Source organism: Kitasatospora sp. NPDC018619 (assembly GCF_044391605.1).
Classification (GTDB): domain Bacteria; phylum Actinomycetota; class Actinomycetes; order Streptomycetales; family Streptomycetaceae; genus Kitasatospora.
Map to the genome: position 1 here is coordinate 318,243 of NZ_JBISAI010000007.1, position 18,613 is coordinate 336,855.

Annotated in this window: 14 protein-coding genes and 1 tRNA gene; 9 read left to right on the top strand and 6 right to left on the bottom strand. The window is 74.3% G+C overall.

Annotated elements, in window-relative coordinates; translation table 11 throughout:
- Window positions 1-15 precede the first annotated feature (15 nt).
- The 8 genes from ACH5AR_RS14080 (at window position 16) to ACH5AR_RS14115 (ending at window position 10,877) form a co-directional block, all read left to right on the top strand.
- Window positions 16-1,383, top strand: a complete 1,368-nt coding sequence (locus ACH5AR_RS14080) for a hypothetical protein (RefSeq protein WP_396301626.1) — start codon at window positions 16-18, stop codon at window positions 1,381-1,383.
- A gap of 5 nt (window positions 1,384-1,388) precedes the next feature.
- Window positions 1,389-3,929: a tetratricopeptide repeat protein gene (locus tag ACH5AR_RS14085; RefSeq protein ID WP_396301627.1), complete on the top strand. Its 2,541-nt coding sequence runs from the start codon at window positions 1,389-1,391 to the stop codon at window positions 3,927-3,929.
- Window positions 3,930-3,932: 3 nt separating this feature from the next.
- Window positions 3,933-5,285 carry a protein phosphatase 2C domain-containing protein gene (locus ACH5AR_RS14090; protein WP_396301628.1) on the top strand — a complete coding sequence of 451 codons (1,353 nt, stop codon included), beginning with the start codon at window positions 3,933-3,935 and terminating at the stop codon, window positions 5,283-5,285.
- 109 nt (window positions 5,286-5,394) lie between these two features.
- The gene (locus ACH5AR_RS14095; protein ID WP_396301629.1) at window positions 5,395-6,750 is read left to right on the top strand and encodes a VWA domain-containing protein; all 1,356 of its coding nucleotides are present in this window, start codon (window positions 5,395-5,397) and stop codon (window positions 6,748-6,750) included.
- 73 nt (window positions 6,751-6,823) lie between these two features.
- Window positions 6,824-8,119: an FHA domain-containing protein gene (locus ACH5AR_RS14100; RefSeq protein WP_396301630.1), complete on the top strand. Its 1,296-nt coding sequence runs from the start codon at window positions 6,824-6,826 to the stop codon at window positions 8,117-8,119.
- Between the two features lie 167 nt (window positions 8,120-8,286).
- Window positions 8,287-9,204, top strand: a complete 918-nt coding sequence (locus ACH5AR_RS14105) for an ABC transporter ATP-binding protein (RefSeq protein ID WP_396301631.1) — start codon at window positions 8,287-8,289, stop codon at window positions 9,202-9,204.
- The gene (locus tag ACH5AR_RS14110; RefSeq protein ID WP_396301632.1) at window positions 9,201-10,337 is read left to right on the top strand and encodes an ABC transporter permease; all 1,137 of its coding nucleotides are present in this window, start codon (window positions 9,201-9,203) and stop codon (window positions 10,335-10,337) included. The genes ACH5AR_RS14105 and ACH5AR_RS14110 overlap by 4 nt, the downstream gene beginning before the upstream one ends.
- 135 nt (window positions 10,338-10,472) lie before the next feature.
- Window positions 10,473-10,877 carry a globin gene (locus ACH5AR_RS14115; RefSeq protein ID WP_396301633.1) on the top strand — a complete coding sequence of 135 codons (405 nt, stop codon included), beginning with the start codon at window positions 10,473-10,475 and terminating at the stop codon, window positions 10,875-10,877.
- Between the two features lie 83 nt (window positions 10,878-10,960).
- Here ACH5AR_RS14115 and ACH5AR_RS14120 read toward each other — a convergent pair whose 3' ends face one another.
- The 5 genes from ACH5AR_RS14120 to ACH5AR_RS14140 form a co-directional block, all read right to left on the bottom strand.
- Window positions 10,961-11,653 (bottom strand): hypothetical protein, encoded by a 693-nt coding sequence (locus ACH5AR_RS14120; protein WP_396301634.1) that lies wholly within the window; start codon window positions 11,651-11,653, stop codon window positions 10,961-10,963.
- Window positions 11,654-11,689: 36 nt separating this feature from the next.
- Window positions 11,690-12,133 carry an acyl-CoA thioesterase gene (locus tag ACH5AR_RS14125; protein WP_396301635.1) on the bottom strand — a complete coding sequence of 148 codons (444 nt, stop codon included), beginning with the start codon at window positions 12,131-12,133 and terminating at the stop codon, window positions 11,690-11,692.
- Window positions 12,134-12,280: 147 nt separating this feature from the next.
- The gene (gene ettA, locus ACH5AR_RS14130; protein WP_396301636.1) at window positions 12,281-13,945 is read right to left on the bottom strand and encodes an energy-dependent translational throttle protein EttA; all 1,665 of its coding nucleotides are present in this window, start codon (window positions 13,943-13,945) and stop codon (window positions 12,281-12,283) included.
- A 546-nt stretch (window positions 13,946-14,491) separates the two neighbouring features.
- The gene (locus ACH5AR_RS14135) at window positions 14,492-15,925 is read right to left on the bottom strand and encodes a Cys-Gln thioester bond-forming surface protein (protein WP_396301637.1); all 1,434 of its coding nucleotides are present in this window, start codon (window positions 15,923-15,925) and stop codon (window positions 14,492-14,494) included.
- A 355-nt stretch (window positions 15,926-16,280) separates the two neighbouring features.
- Complete coding sequence (locus tag ACH5AR_RS14140; protein ID WP_396301638.1) at window positions 16,281-16,889, bottom strand: single-stranded DNA-binding protein; 609 nt, start codon at window positions 16,887-16,889, stop codon at window positions 16,281-16,283.
- Between the two features lie 664 nt (window positions 16,890-17,553).
- On the opposite strand from ACH5AR_RS14140, the gene ACH5AR_RS14145 reads away from it, so the two are divergent.
- Window positions 17,554-17,629: transfer RNA gene (locus ACH5AR_RS14145), tRNA-Arg, on the top strand.
- A 334-nt stretch (window positions 17,630-17,963) separates the two neighbouring features.
- Here ACH5AR_RS14145 and ACH5AR_RS14150 read toward each other — a convergent pair.
- Window positions 17,964-18,590: a TetR/AcrR family transcriptional regulator gene (locus ACH5AR_RS14150; RefSeq protein ID WP_396301639.1), complete on the bottom strand. Its 627-nt coding sequence runs from the start codon at window positions 18,588-18,590 to the stop codon at window positions 17,964-17,966.
- Window positions 18,591-18,613 lie beyond the last annotated feature (23 nt).

Below are 18,613 nucleotides of genomic sequence, written 5' to 3' on the forward strand. Positions count from 1 at the left end.
AGGAAGGACACCGCGGTGGCGGCATCGGCTGGCCCGGTACTGAGCCGGGAGGAGGTCGACCGCGCGCTCGCCCGCCTCGGCGCGGAGCGGGACGCGGTCGAGTCGGCGCTGCTCGCCCTCCAGGACCACCCGGGCCTGCGGCTGCTGGACGGCGCCGAGCTGTCCGGGCGCACCCTGGAGCGGTGGTCCGTCGCGGGCCGGGGGCTGCCGCTGCTCTGGGCGCTGTTCGACCGCTACGCGGAGGCGCTGGCCTCGGCGCGGGCCGTCCGGGCCCGCAAGGCCAAGCCGGGGGCGCCCGAACTGGCCGAGCTGAGCGAGCTGCTGACCGGCGAGGCGGTGACCGTCCCCGGCGGGGTGGTGCCGGACGGCCCGCAGGTGCTCGGGGCGCCGGCCAAGCTGGTCGAGCGGATCAGCCTGGACGCGCTGGTGGCCCGGATGAACTCCTGGTACGCCACCGTGCTGGAGGTGGTCAGCGCCGCCGACGCGGTCTGGTCGGCGCTGCCCGCCCGGATCGACCTGCTGCTGGCCGAGCTCCAGCGGGTGCGCACCCTCGCCGCCTCGCTCGGCGTGCGCACCGGGAGCCACCCGCTGGGCGACGACCTGGCCGGGATCGAGCGGGACCTCACCGCCCTGCGCGCCGAGGTGCGCGGGGACCCGCTGGCGCTGTGGCGCCCGGCCCGGGTGCCCGCCCAGCGCGGCACCGTCCCGGCGGGCTCGGCCTTCGCCGGGCCGGCCGGGGTGGTGGACACCGAGCGGTTCGACCGGGCCGGGCGGGCGCTGGACGGCGTCCGGCTGGAGCTGGAGGACCTGCTGCGGCTGCGCGACGAGGCCGAGGACCGCCTCCAGGGCGTCGGCGACCTCCTCCAGCGGGCCGACGCCACCCTGGCCGAGGCCCGCCGGGCGCGCGGCGAGGTGCTGGCGAAGATAGCGTCCAGCGACGTCCCGGCGGTGCCCGGCCCGGCCTCGGCGCTGCGCGAGCGGATCGTCGCGGCGCTGGACCTGCGCCAGGCCGGGCAGTGGGGCCGGCTCGCGCCGCTGCTGGACGCGCTGGAGGACGCCGCCGCCAAGGAGCTGGGCCGGGCCCGGCAGTCGCTCACCGAGGTGACCCAGCCGCTGGCCGTCCGGGCCGAGCTGCGCGGCCGGCTGGACGCCTACAAGGCGATGGCGGCCCGGCTGCGGGTCTCCGAGGACCCGGAAGTGGTCGAGCGGTACGAGAAGGCGCGCTGGCTGCTGTGGAGCGCGCCCTGCGACCTGCGGGCGGCGGCCGCCGCGGTGGCCCGGTTCCAGCAGTCGCTGCGGCCGGCCCACACCGAGGCCGGGGCCGGGCAGGGTCAGGAGGCGGCCGGCCGGGGGCCGGTCGACGGAGAGGGCCAGGGGGGCTGAGCTTCATGGGCGGGACGTGCGAACGGCCGGAGTGCACCGGCAGCGGCAGGATCGACGCCGACGGCTACTGCGACGAGTGCGGGCTGGCCCCGGCGGGGCGGGCCACGGCGGCGCACGGGGCGCCCGGCCCCGGCACGCCCCCGCCCGGCCCCGGCGCGCCCTGTCCGCGCGACTGCTCCGGCACCATCGACCCGGACGGCTACTGCGACGAGTGCGGCCTGACCCCGCCCGCCGCGGGCACCTCCGGCACCGCCCACTCCGCCGACAGCGGCGCCACCCGCCCGTACGTCCCCTCCGCCCGCGTGCCCGCCGACTCCGGCCGCACCGGCTCCGCCCGCTCGATGTCCGGCCGCTCCCGCTCGCACCGCTCGACCCGTACCGGCAGCGGCGGCCGCTCGCTCTCCGTCCGCTCCACCCGGGGCGGCAGCACCGCGGGCGCCCGCCACCGCCTGGGCGCCGGGCTGGTGACCGTACCGACGGTCGAGGCGGCCGACCCGTCCCGGGCGGTGCTGGCCGAGGCCGAGGTGCCCGAGCGCAAGCGGTTCTGCTCCCGGTGCGAGGCCCCGGTGGGCCGGGAGAAGAACGGCCGCCCCGGCCGCCCGGACGGCTTCTGCACCAAGTGCGGCACGCCGTACTCGTTCACGCCCAAGCTGCGCCGCGGCGACCTGGTCGGCGGACAGTACGAGGTGGTCGGCTGCCTGGCGCACGGCGGGCTCGGCTGGATCTACCTGGCGGTGGACCGCCGGGTGAACGACAAGTGGGTGGTGCTCAAGGGCCTGCTGGACACCGGGGACGAGGACGCGCTCGCGGTGGCCGTCGCCGAGCGCCGCTTCCTGGCCGAGGTGGACCACCCGAACATCGTCCGGATCATCAACTTCGCCGAGCACCCCGACCTGCGCACGGGCTCCACCGACGGCTACATCGTGATGGAGTACGTCGGCGGCAAGTCGCTCAAGGACATCGCCAACGAGCGCCGCACCGCGGACGGGCGGCGCGAGCCGCTGCCCGTCGAGCAGGCGATCGCGTACGCGCTGGAGGCGCTGCCGGCCCTGGGCTACCTGCACGGCCGGGGCCTGGTGTACTGCGACTTCAAGATCGACAACGTGATCCAGAGTGGCGACGCGCTCAAGATCATAGACATGGGCGCGGTCCGCCGGCTCGACGACGACGGCCCGGTCTACGGCACCGTGGGCTACCAGGCGCCGGAGATCGCCGTCGACGGGCCCTCCGTCGCCTCCGACCTGTACACGGTGGCCCGCACCCTCGCGGTGCTCACCTTCGACTTCCAGGGCTACAGCACCACCTACCGCGACTCGCTGCCCGGCCCCGAGCAGGTCGAGGTCTTCGCCCGGTACGAGTCGTACTACCGCCTCCTGGTCCGCGCCACCGACCCGGACCCGGCCCGCCGCTTCGCCTCCGCCGAGGAGATGGCCGACCAGCTCACCGGCGTGCTGCGGGAGGTGCTGGCCCTCGGGGACGGCCGGCCCCGGCCCGCGGCCTCCACCCTGTTCGGCCCCGAACTGCGGGTCGTCGACACCGAGTTGGTGCTGCCCAGCGAGCAGGCCGGCCGGCTCCGGGTGGCCCGCCTGGACCCGGCCGCCGCCGCCCTGGCCCTGCCCGTCCCGCGGGTCGACCCGGGCGACCCCAACGCCGGCTTCCTGGCCGTCCTGGTCACCCCCGACCCCGAGGAGACCCTCACCGCACTGGCCGCCGCGCCCGCCGCCTCGGTCGAGAGCCGGCTGCGCGAGCTGCGCGCCCTGCTGGAACTCGGCCGCCACGCGGAGGCCGCGCAGCGCCTCGCCGAGCTGGAGCAGGACCAGCCGGACGACTGGCGGGTGGTCTGGTACCGCGGCCTGACCGCCCTGGTCGGCGCCGGGGCAGGTCCCGGGCCGGGAGGCGCCGCGGAGGCCTCCGGGGCCGGGCCCCGGCTGCGCGCCGCCGCGGAGGCCTTCGACGCGGTCTATGACGCCTTCCCCGGCGAGGCCGCCCCCAAGCTGGCCCTCGCCGTCTGCGCCGAACTGCTCGGCGACGGCGGCGACGCGGCCGAGTTCCACCGGCTGGTGTGGGCCACCGACCACGCCTACCTGAGCGCCGCCTTCGGGCTGGCGAGGGTCCGGCTGGCCGAGGAGGACCGGGCGGGCGCCGTGCGCGTCCTGGAGAGCGTCCCGGCCACCTCCAGCCAGTACACCGCCGCCCGGATCGCCGCCGTCCGGGCCCGGCTGCGCGGGCGCCGGGCCACCGACGACCTGGCCGCCGACCTCGGCGCGAGCTCCGCGCAGCTGACCGCGCTGCGGCTGGACGCCCGCCGCCGCGAGGAGCTCGCCGTCGAGGTGCTCGACGCCGCGCTCGGCTGGGTCGGCGCCGCGACGGCGGCCGGCCGGCCGACCACCGACCTGGTGGTACTGGGACGTCCCGCACAGGAGCGGGAACTGCGCTTCGCCCTGGAGCAGTCCTACCGGGTACTCGCCCGGTTGGCCGACCGGGCGGAGACGAGGATCGAGATGGTGGAACGGGCCAACCGCGCCCGTCCCAGGACGTGGGTGTAGCAGATGCCGCAGCAGACCGAGTGCCCGAGCTGTTCGGAGCCGATGGACCCGGAGGACGCCTACTGCGGCTCCTGCGGGACCGGCCGGGACGGTCGGGCGGCCCCCGGCTCGATGCCGGCGAGCTGGGCCGCCGCACGCGGCGAGGCCGTACCGTCGCCGCGCGGGCAGGTCTGCGCGCACTGCGGGCAGCCGCAGGTCGCCCCGGACGGCTACTGCGAGGGCTGCGGCAGCGCCCAGCCGCGCCCGCGCGACCACATGGAGAAGGCCCTCGGCGGCGTCGCCGGGGTCAGCGACCGCGGCGTGCGCCACCACCGCAACGAGGACTCCTTCACCGTCGCCGCGACCTCGCTGCCCGGCGGCGAGCCGGTCGTGGTCGCCGTGGTGTGCGACGGCGTCTCCTCCTCGGACCGCCCGGACGAGGCCTCGGAGACCGCCGTGGACGCCGCCTCCGAGTCGCTGCTGACCGCCCTGGAGGCCGGCCACGACCCGAACCAGGCGATGCGCCGGGCCATCGCCGACGCCGCGCAGGCCGTCGCCGACCTCGCCACCGACGGCACCGGCCCCACCCGGCCCGACCTCAACGCCCCCGCCTGCACCTACGTCAGCGCGATAGCCGCGGGCGGCCGGGTGACCATCGGGTGGGTCGGCGACACCCGCGCGTACTGGATCCCCGACGACCGCGCCGCCGCCGAGCCGTTCCGGCTCACCCAGGACGACTCCTGGGCGGCCCGGATGGTCGAGGCCGGGCTGATGAACGAGGCCGAGGCCTACGCCGACCCGCGCGCCCACGCCATCACCGGCTGGCTCGGCGCCGACGCCGAGGAGGTCGTGCCGCACACCCTCGACTTCACCCCGCACGTCCCCGGGGTGGTGCTGATCTGCACGGACGGGCTGTGGAACTACGCCGAGGCGGCCACCGACCTGGCGTACTACGTGCGCCCGGACGCCCGCACCGAGCCGCTCGCCACCGCGCAGACGCTGGTGAAGTTCGCCGTCGCGGCCGGGGGCCACGACAACATCACCGTCGCCGTGCTGCCGATCGACCCGCCGCCCGCGGAGGAGGCCGAGCCGAGCCCCACCGCGCTGGACCTGCCGGTGATCGCTCCCCGGGCCGGCGGACGGCCGGCCGCCGAGGAGGACGACGAGGACCACGAGCCGACCCTGCCGGACCTCCCGGTGATCGGCTCCCCCGCCGCCCCGCTGCCGCCCGTCCCGCCCGCACCCCCCGTCCCCCCGGCGCCCGCCGCCCCGCCGGCCGCCCCCGCACCTCCCGCCCCGCCGGCCGCCCCCGCACCTCCCGCCCCGACCGCCGCCCCGACCGTCCCGCCGCAGCCGCCGCACCCGCCGACGGCCTGACCCGACCGCCCGCCGGACGCCCGGCGCTCACGGCCCGCCGGCCCGCCCGGCGGGCCGCCCCACCGCCCTGAGCACGTCCACCCCTCATCCGACGGGAGCCGACCGCCCCATGGCCACACTGGCGAAGCCGAACCTGCCCAGGTTCCACGTGGAGGTCTTCCAGAACGAGTACCTGGCCGACGGCGCCGGCGAGGTCAACGCCATCGTCACCGTCACCGCGACCGGCGGCGGCACCTCGGGCGGCCGGCCCCTCGGCTTCGCCGACAGCGCTGCGGCGGGCTCCGCCGGCACGGCGGCCGTGGTCGTCCTGGTGGACTGCTCGGGCTCGATGGACTACCCCCGAGCCAAGATCCACGGCGCCCGGGAGGCCACCGCGGCCGCCATCGACGCGCTGCGCGACGGCACCGCCTTCGCCGTCGTCGCCGGCACCCACGAGGCCCGCGACGTCTACCCGGGCGACGGCACCCTGGCCACCGCCGACGCCGCGACCCGCGCCCGGGCCAAGGAGTCGCTGCGCCGGCTCACCGCGGCCGGCGGCACCGCGATGGGCACCTGGCTCGCCAAGGCCGACCAGCTCTTCCGCACCCGCCCCGACATCGCCATCCGGCACGCCCTGCTGCTGACCGACGGCAACAACGAGCACGAGTCCGCCGAGGACCTGGCCCGCGCCGTCGAACGGGTGACCGGCCGCTTCACCGCCGACTGCCGCGGGGTGGGCACCGACTGGCGGATCGACGAGCTGCGCCGGATCTCCTCGGCGCTGCTCGGCACCACCGACATCGTCGCCGAGCCCTCCGGCCTGGCCGAGGACTTCCGCGCGATGATGGCCGGCGCGATGGGCAAGCAGGTCGCCGACGTCGCCCTGCGGATCTGGACCCCGGCCAACGCCACCGTCCGGTTCGTCAAGCAGGTCGCCCCCGCGGTCGAGGACCTGACCTCCCGCCGCACCGCGGCCGGCCCCCGGGCCGGCGACTACCCCACCGGCTCCTGGGGCGACGAGAGCCGCGACTACCACGTGTGCGTGGAGGTGCCGGCCGCCTCGGTCGGCAACGAGATGCTGGCCGCCCGGGTCAGCCTGGTGCTGCCCGAGCAGGTCGCCGGCGGCACCCCCGAGGTGCTCACCCAGGGCCTGGTCAAGGCCGTCTGGACCGACGACCTGGCCTCCTCCACCCGGATCAGCCCGCAGGTCGCCCACTACACCGGGCAGGCCGAGCTCGCCTCCTCCATCCAGGAGGGCCTGGAGGCCCACCGGGCCGGGGACGTCGACCGGGCGACCGCCAAGCTGGGCGCCGCCGTCCGGATCGCCCACGCGACCGGGAACGAGGGCACCTACCGGCTGCTCCAGAAGGTGGTGGACGTGGTGGACCCGAAGGAGGGTACGGTTCGGTTCCGTAAGAACGTGAGCGAGGCCGACTCGATGACCCTTGAGACCCGGTCGACCAAGACGGTACGTGTGAAGAAGTGACCGCTGAAGACGTGACCGGGCCGGCACCCCGGCGCGACGCCGCACGGAGCCGGCCCGAAACGAGGGGGACCTGATGCCGATCTGCCCGAGGGGCCACGAGTCGCAGGCCGAGGACTGGTGCGACTTCTGCGGCTTCCCGATGACTCCACCGGCCCCCGCACCCGGGGCGCACGGAGGCTACCCGGGCGCGCCCGGAGCCGACCCCGCGCCCGGCGCGCACGCCGCGCACCAGGGGTACGGCGGCGCCTCCTTCGGCGGGCCTCCGCCTCCGCCGCCGATGCCGCCGGGGTCCGTCCCGCCGCCCGGGGCGCCCCTGCCGCCGCCGGGCATGACGCCCCCGGCCCCGCAGCACGGCGCAGTGCCCCCGCACGGGCCCGTCCCGCCGCAGGCCGGCCCCCAGCAGCCCGGGCCGCAGGGCCTCACCGCGGGCCTGGCCGTCTGCCCGATCTGCCGCAGCCCGCAGACCGGACGGTTCTGCGAGGAGTGCGGCTACGACTACGAGCTGTCCACGCCCTCCCGCCGCCAGGTGCCCGGCGCCGGCCACACCCCGCCCGGCCACGCCCCGGACGGCCGGCCGCCGCTGCCGCCGAACATGCCGGCCTCCTACGGCGGCCCCCAGCAGCCGGCCCAGCACGGCCACGCCCCGGACGGCCACCAGCCGCACGGGCAGCCCCCGCACAGCCAGCCGCCGCACGGCCGGCCGCCGGAGGGCCGGCAGGCCGTCGCCCCGCCCGTCCCGCAGCAGCCGCAGGCCCCGGCGCAGCCGCACACCTACGGCTACCCTCCGCCGGAGGGCGCGTTCCCCGACACCCCGGTGCGCGAGGACTCCGGCCCGGTGTACGCCCAGCCGGCCGGCCCCGGCCCGAACAGCCGCGGCGGCGACTTCGGCACCTCCTTCCACCTGGCCCCGCCGCAGCAGCCCCAGCAGCCCCAGGAGCCCGCCGCGGCCGAGCCCGCCCGGACCACCTGGATCGCCGTGGTCTCGGCCGACCGCGACTACTTCACCGACATGATGGCCCGCAGCGGCCCCGAGGCGGCCGGCCTGTTCTTCCCGCCGTACTGCCCCGAGCGCCGGATCCCGCTGACCGGCCGCGGCCAGCTGCGGATCGGTCGGCGCAGCCAGCACCGGGGCACCGTGCCGGAGATCGACCTGTCCGTCCCGCCGGAGGACCCGGGCGCCTCGCACCAGCACGCGCTGCTCGCCGAACAGGCCGACGGCAGCTGGGTCCTGGTGGACCAGGACTCGACCAACGGCACCACCGTCAACGGCGGCGCGGAGCCGATCGCCCCGCACACCGCGGTGCCGCTGAACGACGGCGACCGGATCCACATCGGCGCCTGGACCACCATCACCGTGCACCGCGGCTGAAAGGGCGTCAAATCGTTATCTGACCACCCGAAGGCGACAACTCCGGCCGGGCCGGGCGGAATTCGACATTCCCCCGGCCCGGCTCCGTCCGAGCCCCCGGAAACACCCCCGGAATTCGCCTGTCGCGGCGTGCACGGCGGCCTTCCCAGCCCCTAGGCTCATGGCACATGACTGCTGCTATATCCGCTGACGGCATCCGCCAGCGGTACGGGGATGTGCAGGCCGTCGACGGGGTGTCCCTCACCGTCGAGGCCGGCGAGTTCTACGGGATCCTGGGCCCCAACGGCGCCGGGAAGACCACCACGATGGAGATCCTGGAAGGCGTCCGGAAACCGGACGAGGGCCGGATCGAGCTGCTGGGCATGGCGCCCTGGCCGCGCAATCCGAAACTGCTGCCGAGAATCGGCGTGCAGTTCCAGGCCTCCGCCTTCTTCCGGAAACTGACCGCCCGGGAGACCATCCGCACCTTCGCGTCGTTCTACGGGGTCGGCCCGAAGCGGGCCGACGCGATGCTGGAGCGGGTCGGCCTCTCGGACAAGGCGGGGACGCTCACCGACCAGATGTCCGGCGGCCAGGCCCAGCGCCTGTCGATCGCCTGCGCACTGGCCCACGACCCGGAGCTCGTCTTCCTGGACGAGCCCACCACCGGCCTGGACCCGCAGTCCCGGCGCAACCTCTGGGACCTCCTGCGCGACATCAACGCCGAGGGCCGCACCGTCGTGCTGACCACCCACTACCTGGACGAGGCCGAGGTGCTCTGCGACCGGGTCTCGATCATGGACCACGGGAGGATCCTGCACACCGGCGCCCCCGCGGCGCTGATCCGCGAGATCGACGACACCGTCCGGATCAGCGTGGCCTCCGGCCAGCTGCCGCTCGACCGGGCCCGGGAACTGCTCACCGCGGCCGGTGCGGACATCGCCACCCTGGAGGACGACACCGTCTCGCTCTCCGTCTCCACCCGCGTCCCGGCCCCGGTGCTCGGCGTCCTCGCCGAGCACAACGCGCTGCGCGGCCTGGAAGTGCGCGGCGCCACCCTGGAGGACGTCTTCCTCCAGCTGACCGGACGGGAGTTCCGCGCATGACCTCGACCAACCCCACCGGACCGCAGGCCACCGCCCGGCGCGGCGACCCGGCCGCCGGCGAGCGGGAGCGGGTCAGCGCGTTCTGGAGCCTGTCCCGCGCCATGCTGCTCGGGATGAAGCGCGACCGCACCGCGACCTTCTTCATCCTGCTCTTCCCGCTGGTGTTCCTGGTGTTCTTCGGCAGCGTGACCAAGGGCTCCGGGAGCCCGCACGCCAAGGTCGCCCAGGTCGGCGCGGTGAAGCTGTTCGACTCGATCCAGGGCGACGGTCGGGCCGGGCTCGACAAGGTCCTCAGCATCACCCGGACCGAGGACGAGGCCGCCACGCTGGAGAAGGTCCGCAAGGGCGAGTACGACGCGATGATCAAGCAGGGCCCGGACGGCACGGTCGAGCTGCGCTACACCGCCGCCGACCAGGTCCGCGCCGGGGCGCTCCAGGGCATCCTCGACTCGGTGGTGCAGAGCGCCAACCAGGCGGCCACCGGGCAGAAGCCGGCCTTCGTGCTGGACTCCCAGCAGGTCGAGGACAAGTCGCTCAAGCCGATCCAGTTCCTCACCCCCGGCCTGCTCGGCTGGGCCGTCGCCACCGGCGCCGTGTTCGGCGCCGCGCTGACGCTGGTCAACTGGCGCAAGTCCAAGGTGCTGCGCCGGCTGCGGCTGGCCCCGATCAACGCCGGTACCGTGGTCAGCTCCCGGATCCTGGTCTCGCTGCTGACGGCGTTCCTGCAGACCGCCGTCTTCCTGGTGGTCGCGACGGGCTTCTTCGGGCTCAGGCTCACCGGCGACTGGTGGCTGGTGATCCCGCTGGTGGCGTGCGCGACGCTCGCCTTCATGTCGATCGGCCTGCTGGCCGGCTCGGTCGCGAGGACGGAGGAGGCGGCCAACGGCATCTCGCAGATCATCGTGCTGCCGATGTCCTTCCTGTCCGGCTCGTTCTTCCCGCTGGACGGCGCCCCCGGCTGGCTGAAGGGCATCTCCCAGGTCATGCCGCTGCACTACCTGGTCGAGTCGGCCCAGTCGGTGCTCACCCGCGGCGGCGGCGTCATGGACGCCCTGCCCACCATGGGCGGACTGCTGCTCTTCGCGGCCGTGCTGACGGGGATCTCCTGGAAGCTGTTCCGCTGGGAGGACTGACCGCCCCGGGGCCGGGTCCGGGGCCTGCCCCGGGGCCGTCCCCGGCCGGCCTGCGCCGAGCCCCGCCGGTCCCGACGGGGTCGTACGCCTTTGGTCCCGGTGTACGACCCCGTCGGCGTCTGCGACCATGGTCGGGTGAGAGAGATCCGGCGAGGCACGTTGAGCGAGGAGACCTTCTACGACCAGGTCGGCGGTGAGCCGACCTTCCGGCGGCTGGCCCGCCGGTTCTACGAAGGCATCGCCGAGGACGAGCTGCTGCGGCCGATGTACCCCGAGGAGGACCTCGGGCCGGCCGAGGAGCGGATGGCCCTCTTTCTGATGCAGTACTGGGGCGGCCCGCGCACCTACAGCGACCGGCGCGGCCACCCGCGGCTGCGGATGCGGCACGCGCCGTTCAAGGTCGACAAGGCCGCGCACGACGCCTGGCTGACCCACATGCGGGCGGCCGTGGCGAGCCTGGAGCTGCCGGCCGAGCACGAGCGGCAGCTGCTGGAGTACCTGGCCTACGCCGCCGCCTCGATGATCAACACCCCGGGCTGAGCCCCGCCTCCGGGCACCGGCCGCCGCCGCGGCGAGGTACGTGCCCCGACGCCGCGCACCCGGCGAGAACTGTCAGACACGCCCTAGCGAACGGGGCTGAGCCCCAGCCCCGCCCCCGGCGCGGCCGCGGTGCGCACCGCCACCGAGCCCGCCGGGGCGCTCAGCCGCAGCCAGCCGCCCGCCCGGTGCACGGTCAGCGGGGCGCCCGGCTTCAGGAAGCCGATCACGTACGCGGCGTGCGGCGCGCGCAGCGGCAGCTCGGGCAGCACCGCGACGGGGCGGGACCAGATCTCGTCGGCCAGCGCGTCCAGCACCGCGCGGCTGCGGTGGTGCTCCGGGACGGCCTCGCTGCGCTCGCGGAACTCCCGCACCCCGGCCATGAGTTCGGGGTACACCTCGGCCACGGGCGGCGCGCCGACCGGCCGCCAGCCGGTGCGCGGCGGCAGCAGCCCGGCCCAGGCCGGGCCGGTCACCGGCGCGGGCAGCGCGACGGTCCCGGCCTCGGCGTCCACGCCGTCCAGCAGTTGGCCCGCCGAGACGGTCAGGTCCACCGGCTCGACCGGCCCGCCCAGCCGCACGGTGCGGACCGCCAGCGCACCCGAACCGCCCAGCGGCAGCCGTCCGAAGACCGCCAGCACGCCGTCCCCGTCGCCCCGGCCCACCGCCTGGAGCCGGACGGCCGCCGCCCGGTCGAAGCGCAGCAGGCGCAGCAGGAAGGCGGAGAGGTCGGCGGCCTCCCCGGTGTCGGTCAGGGCGAGACGGGCGGTGGTGGTCACAGCGGCTCAGCTCGAATCGTCAGGTGGGGTGGGACGTCAGACGGCGGCGACGGCCGGCTCTTCGTCCATGAAGCGGCCGAGGAACTCCCGCTCCACCGGCGAGATCCGGCGCGGCCGGCCCTCGGCCAGGTCGTAGGGGACGACCACGGTGGACGCCCGGACGTACACGACGTCACTGCCGTCCTCGGCGACGTCCTTGATCTCGTACGAGACGGTCAGCGAGGCACCGCCGATCCTCGTCACCCAGGTCTCGATGGTGACCGGCTCGGGCCGGTGCACCAACGGGCGCTTGTAGTCGATCTCGTGGCGCGCCACCACCGAACCACCCGCGAACTCCCCGGCGCCGGCCGCGGCGGCCTGGGTGAACATGAAGTCGATCCGGGCCTCCTCCAGGTAGCGCAGGAAGACCACGTTGTTGACGTGCCCGAAGGCGTCCATGTCGGACCAGCGCAGCGGGCAGGCGTAGATGTGGCGAGCCACGGTAGTTCTCCTCGGTGTCCGGTCGCCCGCCGCCGTCCGCCGCCGGCGGCACGGGAGGTGCCGCGGCGGGCGGGCGGTGGCGACGGGCCGCGGCCCGGCAGGCCGCCTCTGCGGGGCAGTCTGCCGGGCCGCCGTGACGGCTGGGTGTCAGCCTCGGGTCAGCTTCTTGTACGTGGCCCGGTGCGGACGGGCGGCGTCGGCGCCGAGCCGCTCGATCTTGTTCTTCTCGTACGACTCGAAGTTGCCCTCGAACCAGAACCACTTGCTGTCGCCCTCGTAGGCGAGGATGTGGGTGGCCACCCGGTCCAGGAACCAGCGGTCGTGGGAGATGACCACGGCGCAGCCGGGGAACTCCAGCAGGGCGTTCTCCAGCGAGGAGAGCGTCTCGACGTCCAGGTCGTTGGTGGGCTCGTCGAGGAGCAGCAGGTTGCCGCCCTGCTTGAGGGTGAGCGCCAGGTTCAGGCGGTTGCGCTCACCGCCGGAGAGCACGCCGGCCGGCTTCTGCTGGTCCGGGCCCTTGAAGCCGAAGGCCGACACGTAGGCGCGGGACGGCATCTCGACCTGGCCGACGTTGATCCAGTCCAGACCGTCGGAGACGACCTCCCAGAGGGTCTTCTTCGGGTCGATGTTGGAGCGGGTCTGGTCGACGTAGCTGATCTTGACGGTCTCGCCGACCTTGACCGTGCCGCTGTCCGGGGTCTCCAGGTCCTGGAGCATCTTGAACAGGGTGGTCTTGCCGGCGCCGTTCGGGCCGATGATGCCGACGATGCCGTTGCGCGGCAGGGTGAAGCTCAGGTCGTCGATCAGGACCTTCTCACCGAAGGCCTTGTTGAGGTTCTCGACCTCGATGACGACGTTGCCCAGGCGCGGGCCCGGCGGGATCTGGATCTCCTCGAAGTCCAGCTTCCGCATCTTGTCCGCCTCGGCCGCCATCTCCTCGTAGCGGGCCAGACGGGCCTTGGACTTCGCCTGGCGGCCCTTGGCGTTGGAGCGGACCCACTCCAGCTCCTCCTTGAGGCGCTTGGCCCGCTTCGCGTCCTTCTGGCCCTCGACCTTCAGGCGCGACTGCTTGGTCTCCAGGTAGGTGGAGTAGTTGCCCTCGTACGGGTAGGCGCGGCCGCGGTCGAGCTCAAGGATCCACTCGGCGACGTTGTCCAGGAAGTACCGGTCGTGGGTGACGGCCACGACGGTGCCCTTGTACTTCTCCAGGTGCTGCTCCAGCCAGTTCACCGACTCGGCGTCCAGGTGGTTGGTGGGCTCGTCGAGCAGCAGCAGGTCGGGGGCCTCCAGCAGCAGCTTGCAGAGCGCGACGCGGCGCTTCTCGCCACCGGAGAGCTTGGTGACCGGCCAGTCGCCGGGCGGGCAGCCCAGGGCGTCCATGGCCTGCTCCAGCTGGGCGTCCAGGTCCCAGGCCTCGGCGTGGTCCAGCTCCTCCTGGAGCTTGCCCATCTCGTCCAGCAGGGCGTCCGAGTAGTCGGTCGCCATCAGCTCGGCGATCTCGTTGAAGCGGTCGAGCTTCCCCTTGATCTCCTTGACGCCGTCCTGGACGTTCTCCAGGACCGTCTTGGACTCGTCCAGCGGCGGCTCCTGGAGCAGCATGCCGACGGTGAAGCCGGGCGACAGGAAGGCGTCGCCGTTGGACGGCTGTTCCAGGCCGGCCATCATCTTCAGCACGGTGGACTTACCGGCACCGTTGGGGCCCACGACGCCGATCTTCGCTCCGGGGAGGAAGCTGAGCGTCACGTCGTCAAGGATGACCTTGTCTCCGTGAGCCTTGCGCACCTTGCGCATCGTGTAGATGTATTCCGCCACGTGAGATCGCTCCGGCGTCGTCGGGAGTAATTCGGCTTGCAGCCTTCCATTGTGCCGCACCGGGCCCTGAGCCCCGAATCGCCCGGGTGACCCCCGGGGGTATCCGCGAGCACCCGGGGCCCGCCCCGAACGCGCCGCCGGCCCCGACCGCTCCGGCGGCCCCGGCGCCCCGTGCCCGCCCACGCCCCGGAGCACCACGGCCCGGCCCCCGCTCGCCCTTGGCCGCGACCAGCGCCCCTCCCCCGAAACGCAGCGGCCCGGCCCCTCGCAACAACTGCGGGGAACCGGGCCGGTGGCCGCCCGAGGGGCCCGGGGCGTGGTGCCTCCGAACCCCTCGGGCGGTTCGAGCGGTCAGTCGATCAAGCGGTAACTCGTCACGACCAGCGCCCCTCCCCCGAAACGCAGCGGCCCGGCCCCTCGCCACAACTGCGGGGAACCGGGCCGGTGGCCGCCCGAGGGGCCCGGAGCGTGGTGCCTCCGAACCCCTCAGGCGGTTCGAGCGGTCAGTCGATCAAACGGTGAAGCGGTCCGAGCGGTTCAAGCGGCTCAGGCGGTGGTGCGCCCGTGGCGGCCGCGGCGGCGCAGGACGAAGACGGCGGCGCCACCGGCCACGACCAGGCCACCGGCGACGGCGGCGAGGATCGGGGTCGAGTCGTTGGCACCGGTCTGGGCCAGGCCGCCACCGGTGCCGGGGGCGGCGCTGGTGGTCGTCGCCGGAGCCGGCTGGCCGGCGCCGGTGCTCGGGGTGCCGGACGGGCTCGCGGCCGGGCCGGCCGTACCGGTGGCGGCCGGGGTGGTCGGGGCCGGGGTCGAGGGCACGCCGACCTTGCAGTCCAGGACGCCGGTGAACTGCTTGGAGTAGCCGTTCGGGCCGGTCACGGTGAAGTCGTACTTGGCCTTCTCCTCGACCTTGACCAGGACGGTCTCGGTCTTGCCCGGCTGGACGGCGACCTGCTGCTTGCCGACCGTGACGGTGGCGGCCTCGTCACCGGTGTTGGTGACGGACACCCGCACGCCGCCGCTGGCGCACTCCTCCTTGGCGGTGCTGTCGACCAGCGCGCCCTTGCCCTGCTGCCAGGTGGCCTTGGCGCCGCCCGCGACGTTCACCTTGGTGGAGCCGGCCAGGATCATGGTCTGGCTGTGGCGGCCGCGGGAGTCCACGCCGCTCATGAAGACCCGGCCGCTGAGCACGGTGGCCTCGGCGGTGGCGTTGATCGCGGCCTTGCCGTCCGGGGTGCCGGCCGGCACGTCCAGGTACAGCGGGGTGTCCTTGCCGATCGGGCCGGTCAGGCTGCCGTTGACCTGCTTGTTGTCCTTGTCCAGCAGCTTGACCTTGTCGGCGGCGTCGCCGGTGACGGTCAGCTTGACCTCGTTGGCGCTGGTGTTCAGCAGGAACGGGCCGAGCTTGCCGCCCGACTTGCCGGAGACCGAGTCCGGGGTGAGCGTCAGCGAGGGCTTGGGCTCCGCCGCGACGCCCTTGTTGGAGTCGCCGACCAGGTAGTCGCGGAGCTTCTTGGCCTTCTCGTTGCGCGGGACGGCGTTCTTGTTGTCCGAGAACTTCCAGATCGCGGCCTGGGTGCCGGCGGCGGCGTCGGCCTCGCTCAGGCTGTCGACGTGGATGGCCGTGGCCAGGGACGCCAGACCGGCCTGCGGGTACGAATTGTCCAGGATCCAGCGGATCTTGGGGGCGTTCGCGTTGCTGTTGAGCGAGCTCGACGCCCAGTCCGCCTCGTGGTACTTGGCGCCGCTGTCCAGGTAGACGGGGTTGTCGAAGTCGATGCAGTACGTGCGGAGCTTCTCTCCCGCGGCCGTCTTGAGGGTGAACAGACCGCCGTCGACGGTCCGGCCGTCGACGTCGATCTTCTCGCCGAGCATCTCGTTCTGGACTTCCGCCGTCACGCCCGAGGCCGGGGCACCGGCCGCGACCGCCGCACCGGCCGCGAACAGGCCTCCGCCCAGCGCCAAGCTAGTCGTGAGCATGACAGTGGTTATCCGGGACAGACTCAGCCCCTGCCTCTGGAACATGTGGGATCCCTCCGGGCCGGGCCGCACCGAGTGGGCAGCCGGCGACTTGCGGTTCCGCGCGTGCCCCCTGTGGCACTGCTGCGGGTATGAACCAGACGAATCCTATTGAGCCCCGGAGGCCCCGAAACCCCCATGCGAAATCAGGACGATTCCGTATCTGGATCGTTATCAATCCCCTCAGGTCCCACACAAGCTGACGCCCCGCCAGAAACCCGCCATGCCGTTATCCGTTATCCGGTCGGATAGTGCGTGCGGGCACAACAGCCTTCTCGATCAACATATTTGTCGACAGGGAAGGGTCACCGACCGATCAGCTCGGCACGCCCGTTCCGCCACCTCCCCGCTCGCTCCCGGCCGCCTCGCCCGGCTCCCCCGCGCCCGGCCCGCCGCCCGGCGGCAGCGCCCGCACCACCGACGCCGCGACGGCCACCGGGGCCGGCGCGCAGGCCGCGCCCGAACCCCTGCGCTCCTCCACCGCGCTGACGATCCACTCGGGCACCGCCTCGCCCCCGGGCTCCGCCCTGGCCGGCCCGGTGCCGCCCGGTGACTGCCCGCGCACCCCGGCCGCCCACCGGAACGCCGTGGTACCACGGGTGAGGTCGTGCCCGACCGATCGGGCGTCGATCTCCGCACGGCTGCGCCTCACCTCGCCGTCCGCCCACTCGCGCACCCGCAGCCGACCGCTCACCAGCACCGGATCGCCCTTGGCCAGCGAGCCGATCAGGTTGACCGCCAGCGCCCGCCAGGCCGTCACCGTCACCCACTGCGTCTCGCCGTCCACCCAGCACTCGCGCTGCCGGTCGTACCGCCGCTCGGTGCAGCCGAGCCGGAAGTTGGCCATCGGCACCCCGCCGCTCGTTTCGCCGTAGCTGACCTCCGTCGCCACATTGCCGATCACCGTCACGTGCGTCTCGTTCACGGCACACCCTCCGTTCTCGCCGATGCACCGTACGGAATCGACCGGTGCGCCTTGAGCGTGCACTTCGGAGGAAATCCGGGCCACCCGGTTCCGAAATCCTGTGGATAACTCCGGGCTGTGGAAGTGTTGTCACTCGCAGGGGTGAATTTCAGCCTTCCGCCGCCGCTTCGCCGCCGCTTCTTCGCGGCCATGACAACAAACCCGCTGCTCGCCGCCCGGCCGGCGCGCCCCGGAACCCGCGCCGGAACCCTCCCCGGAACGCGCCCGGAAGCCGCCCGGGGGCCGTCCGCCCACGTCATACGACCGGCGCAACCGCGATTAAGGCCCCCACCCGCGCCGTCGGCGCCACATTCTCCGTGCCGAATCCATAACGGGTGAGGAGGCAGCCCCGTAACGACTGCACAACGTCCGGCGCGGAACACTCCCAGACCGCTGCACTCACGGCCTTCACCTGCGATTATCGGACCGCTCCACCGAACCGACACACCAACGGCGGTGTCGTCACACCCGGCCTGGGAACCGGTCACCCTTATCCTGTCCCCGACAGGGCGAGGGCCCGCCACCCCACCCCCACCCTCAGGTACGGGGCCGGACAGCGTGCGCCCCGGCGCCCCGCCAGCCCGATCCCGGCCACGGTCGCGCCCGCCAGGGCACCGTCCGTCCCGCCCCCATAGCTCAGCGGATAGAGCACCCGCCTTCTAAGCGGTAGGTCGCAGGTTCGAATCCTGCTGGGGGCACCACCCTGCCATTGCGCGGGCCGCGCGCCGACGGCCACTTTCCGTGGCCGCGCCGGACCAGCCGGTTATCCCGTACACCAACCGCCCCGCGCGCTGTTCGCCCGGAACGCCCGACCACGTGCGTCGGGGCCACCGCGAAAAACGATCCGGAATCCGGGCCAACCGGAACAACCGGAATTCCCGTCGATTTCCCGCCCGAACGGAACGGGGCGCGCCGTTTCCCGGCACGCCCTCCCGCGCCGCCCTCCCGCGCCCGCCTTCCCGCCGCGCCCGACCAGCCGGCCTTCCCGACCGGTCCGCCCGCCCGCCCGCTCCCCGCGCCGCGTGACCGCCCGGCCTATTCCGCCGGACCGGCCGCCCCCGCCAGCCCGGCCAGGTACGCGTCCAGCAGCTCCGTCTGCCGCTCCGCCGGGAACTCCTCCGGCGCGAACAGCGCCTGCACCACCAGCCCCAGCACGAAGGCCTGCGCCCCCGCCGCGAGCGCGGCCGGGTCGGCCTGCGCCGGGAGCTCCCCGCGCCGCTGGGCCTCCGCGACGTGCGCCGTGAGCGCCGTGCGCGAGCGCGCGTAGCGGCCCGCGTGCGCGGCCGCCAGCTCCGGGTCGGCCAGGGCGTGGTCCCAGGAACCGACCCAGATCCGGTTGTCGGCCGCGGCCTCACCGTCCAGCGGCAGCACGTCCAGCAGCGAAGCCCGCACCCGGGCCAGCCCGACCGGCGGCGGGGTGCCGTCGGCGGGCTCGGTACGCCGGGGCCGGGCCAGCGAGCGCCGGTCCAGCTCCTCCAGCGCATGGCGCAGGAGCGCCCGCTTGTTCGGGAAGTAGTGCGTCAACAGCCCGGTGGAGGCGCCGAGTTCGGCTGCCACCGCGCGCAGGGTCAGCCCCTCGAAGCCCCGGGTGGAGAGCACCCGCCACACCCCCTCGGAGACCTCGGAGCGTCGGGCGTCATGGTCTCCACGGGCCGGTGTCATGGGGGCTATCGTACATACCAAAC

What these genes read in the sequence shown, in the direction of transcription:
- ACH5AR_RS14095 (WP_396301629.1), top strand. Translation starts at nt 5,395, where the DNA reads ATGGCCACACTGGCGAAGCCGAACCTGCCCAGGTTCCACGTGGAGGTC.
- ACH5AR_RS14085 (WP_396301627.1), top strand. Translation starts at nt 1,389, where the DNA reads ATGGGCGGGACGTGCGAACGGCCGGAGTGCACCGGCAGCGGCAGGATC.
- ACH5AR_RS14105 (WP_396301631.1), top strand. Translation starts at nt 8,287, where the DNA reads ATGACTGCTGCTATATCCGCTGACGGCATCCGCCAGCGGTACGGGGAT.
- ACH5AR_RS14150 (WP_396301639.1), bottom strand. Translation starts at nt 18,590, where the DNA reads ATGACACCGGCCCGTGGAGACCATGACGCCCGACGCTCCGAGGTCTCC.
- ACH5AR_RS14135 (WP_396301637.1), bottom strand. Translation starts at nt 15,925, where the DNA reads ATGCTCACGACTAGCTTGGCGCTGGGCGGAGGCCTGTTCGCGGCCGGT.
- ACH5AR_RS14110 (WP_396301632.1), top strand. Translation starts at nt 9,201, where the DNA reads ATGACCTCGACCAACCCCACCGGACCGCAGGCCACCGCCCGGCGCGGC.
- ACH5AR_RS14100 (WP_396301630.1), top strand. Translation starts at nt 6,824, where the DNA reads ATGCCGATCTGCCCGAGGGGCCACGAGTCGCAGGCCGAGGACTGGTGC.
- ACH5AR_RS14090 (WP_396301628.1), top strand. Translation starts at nt 3,933, where the DNA reads ATGCCGCAGCAGACCGAGTGCCCGAGCTGTTCGGAGCCGATGGACCCG.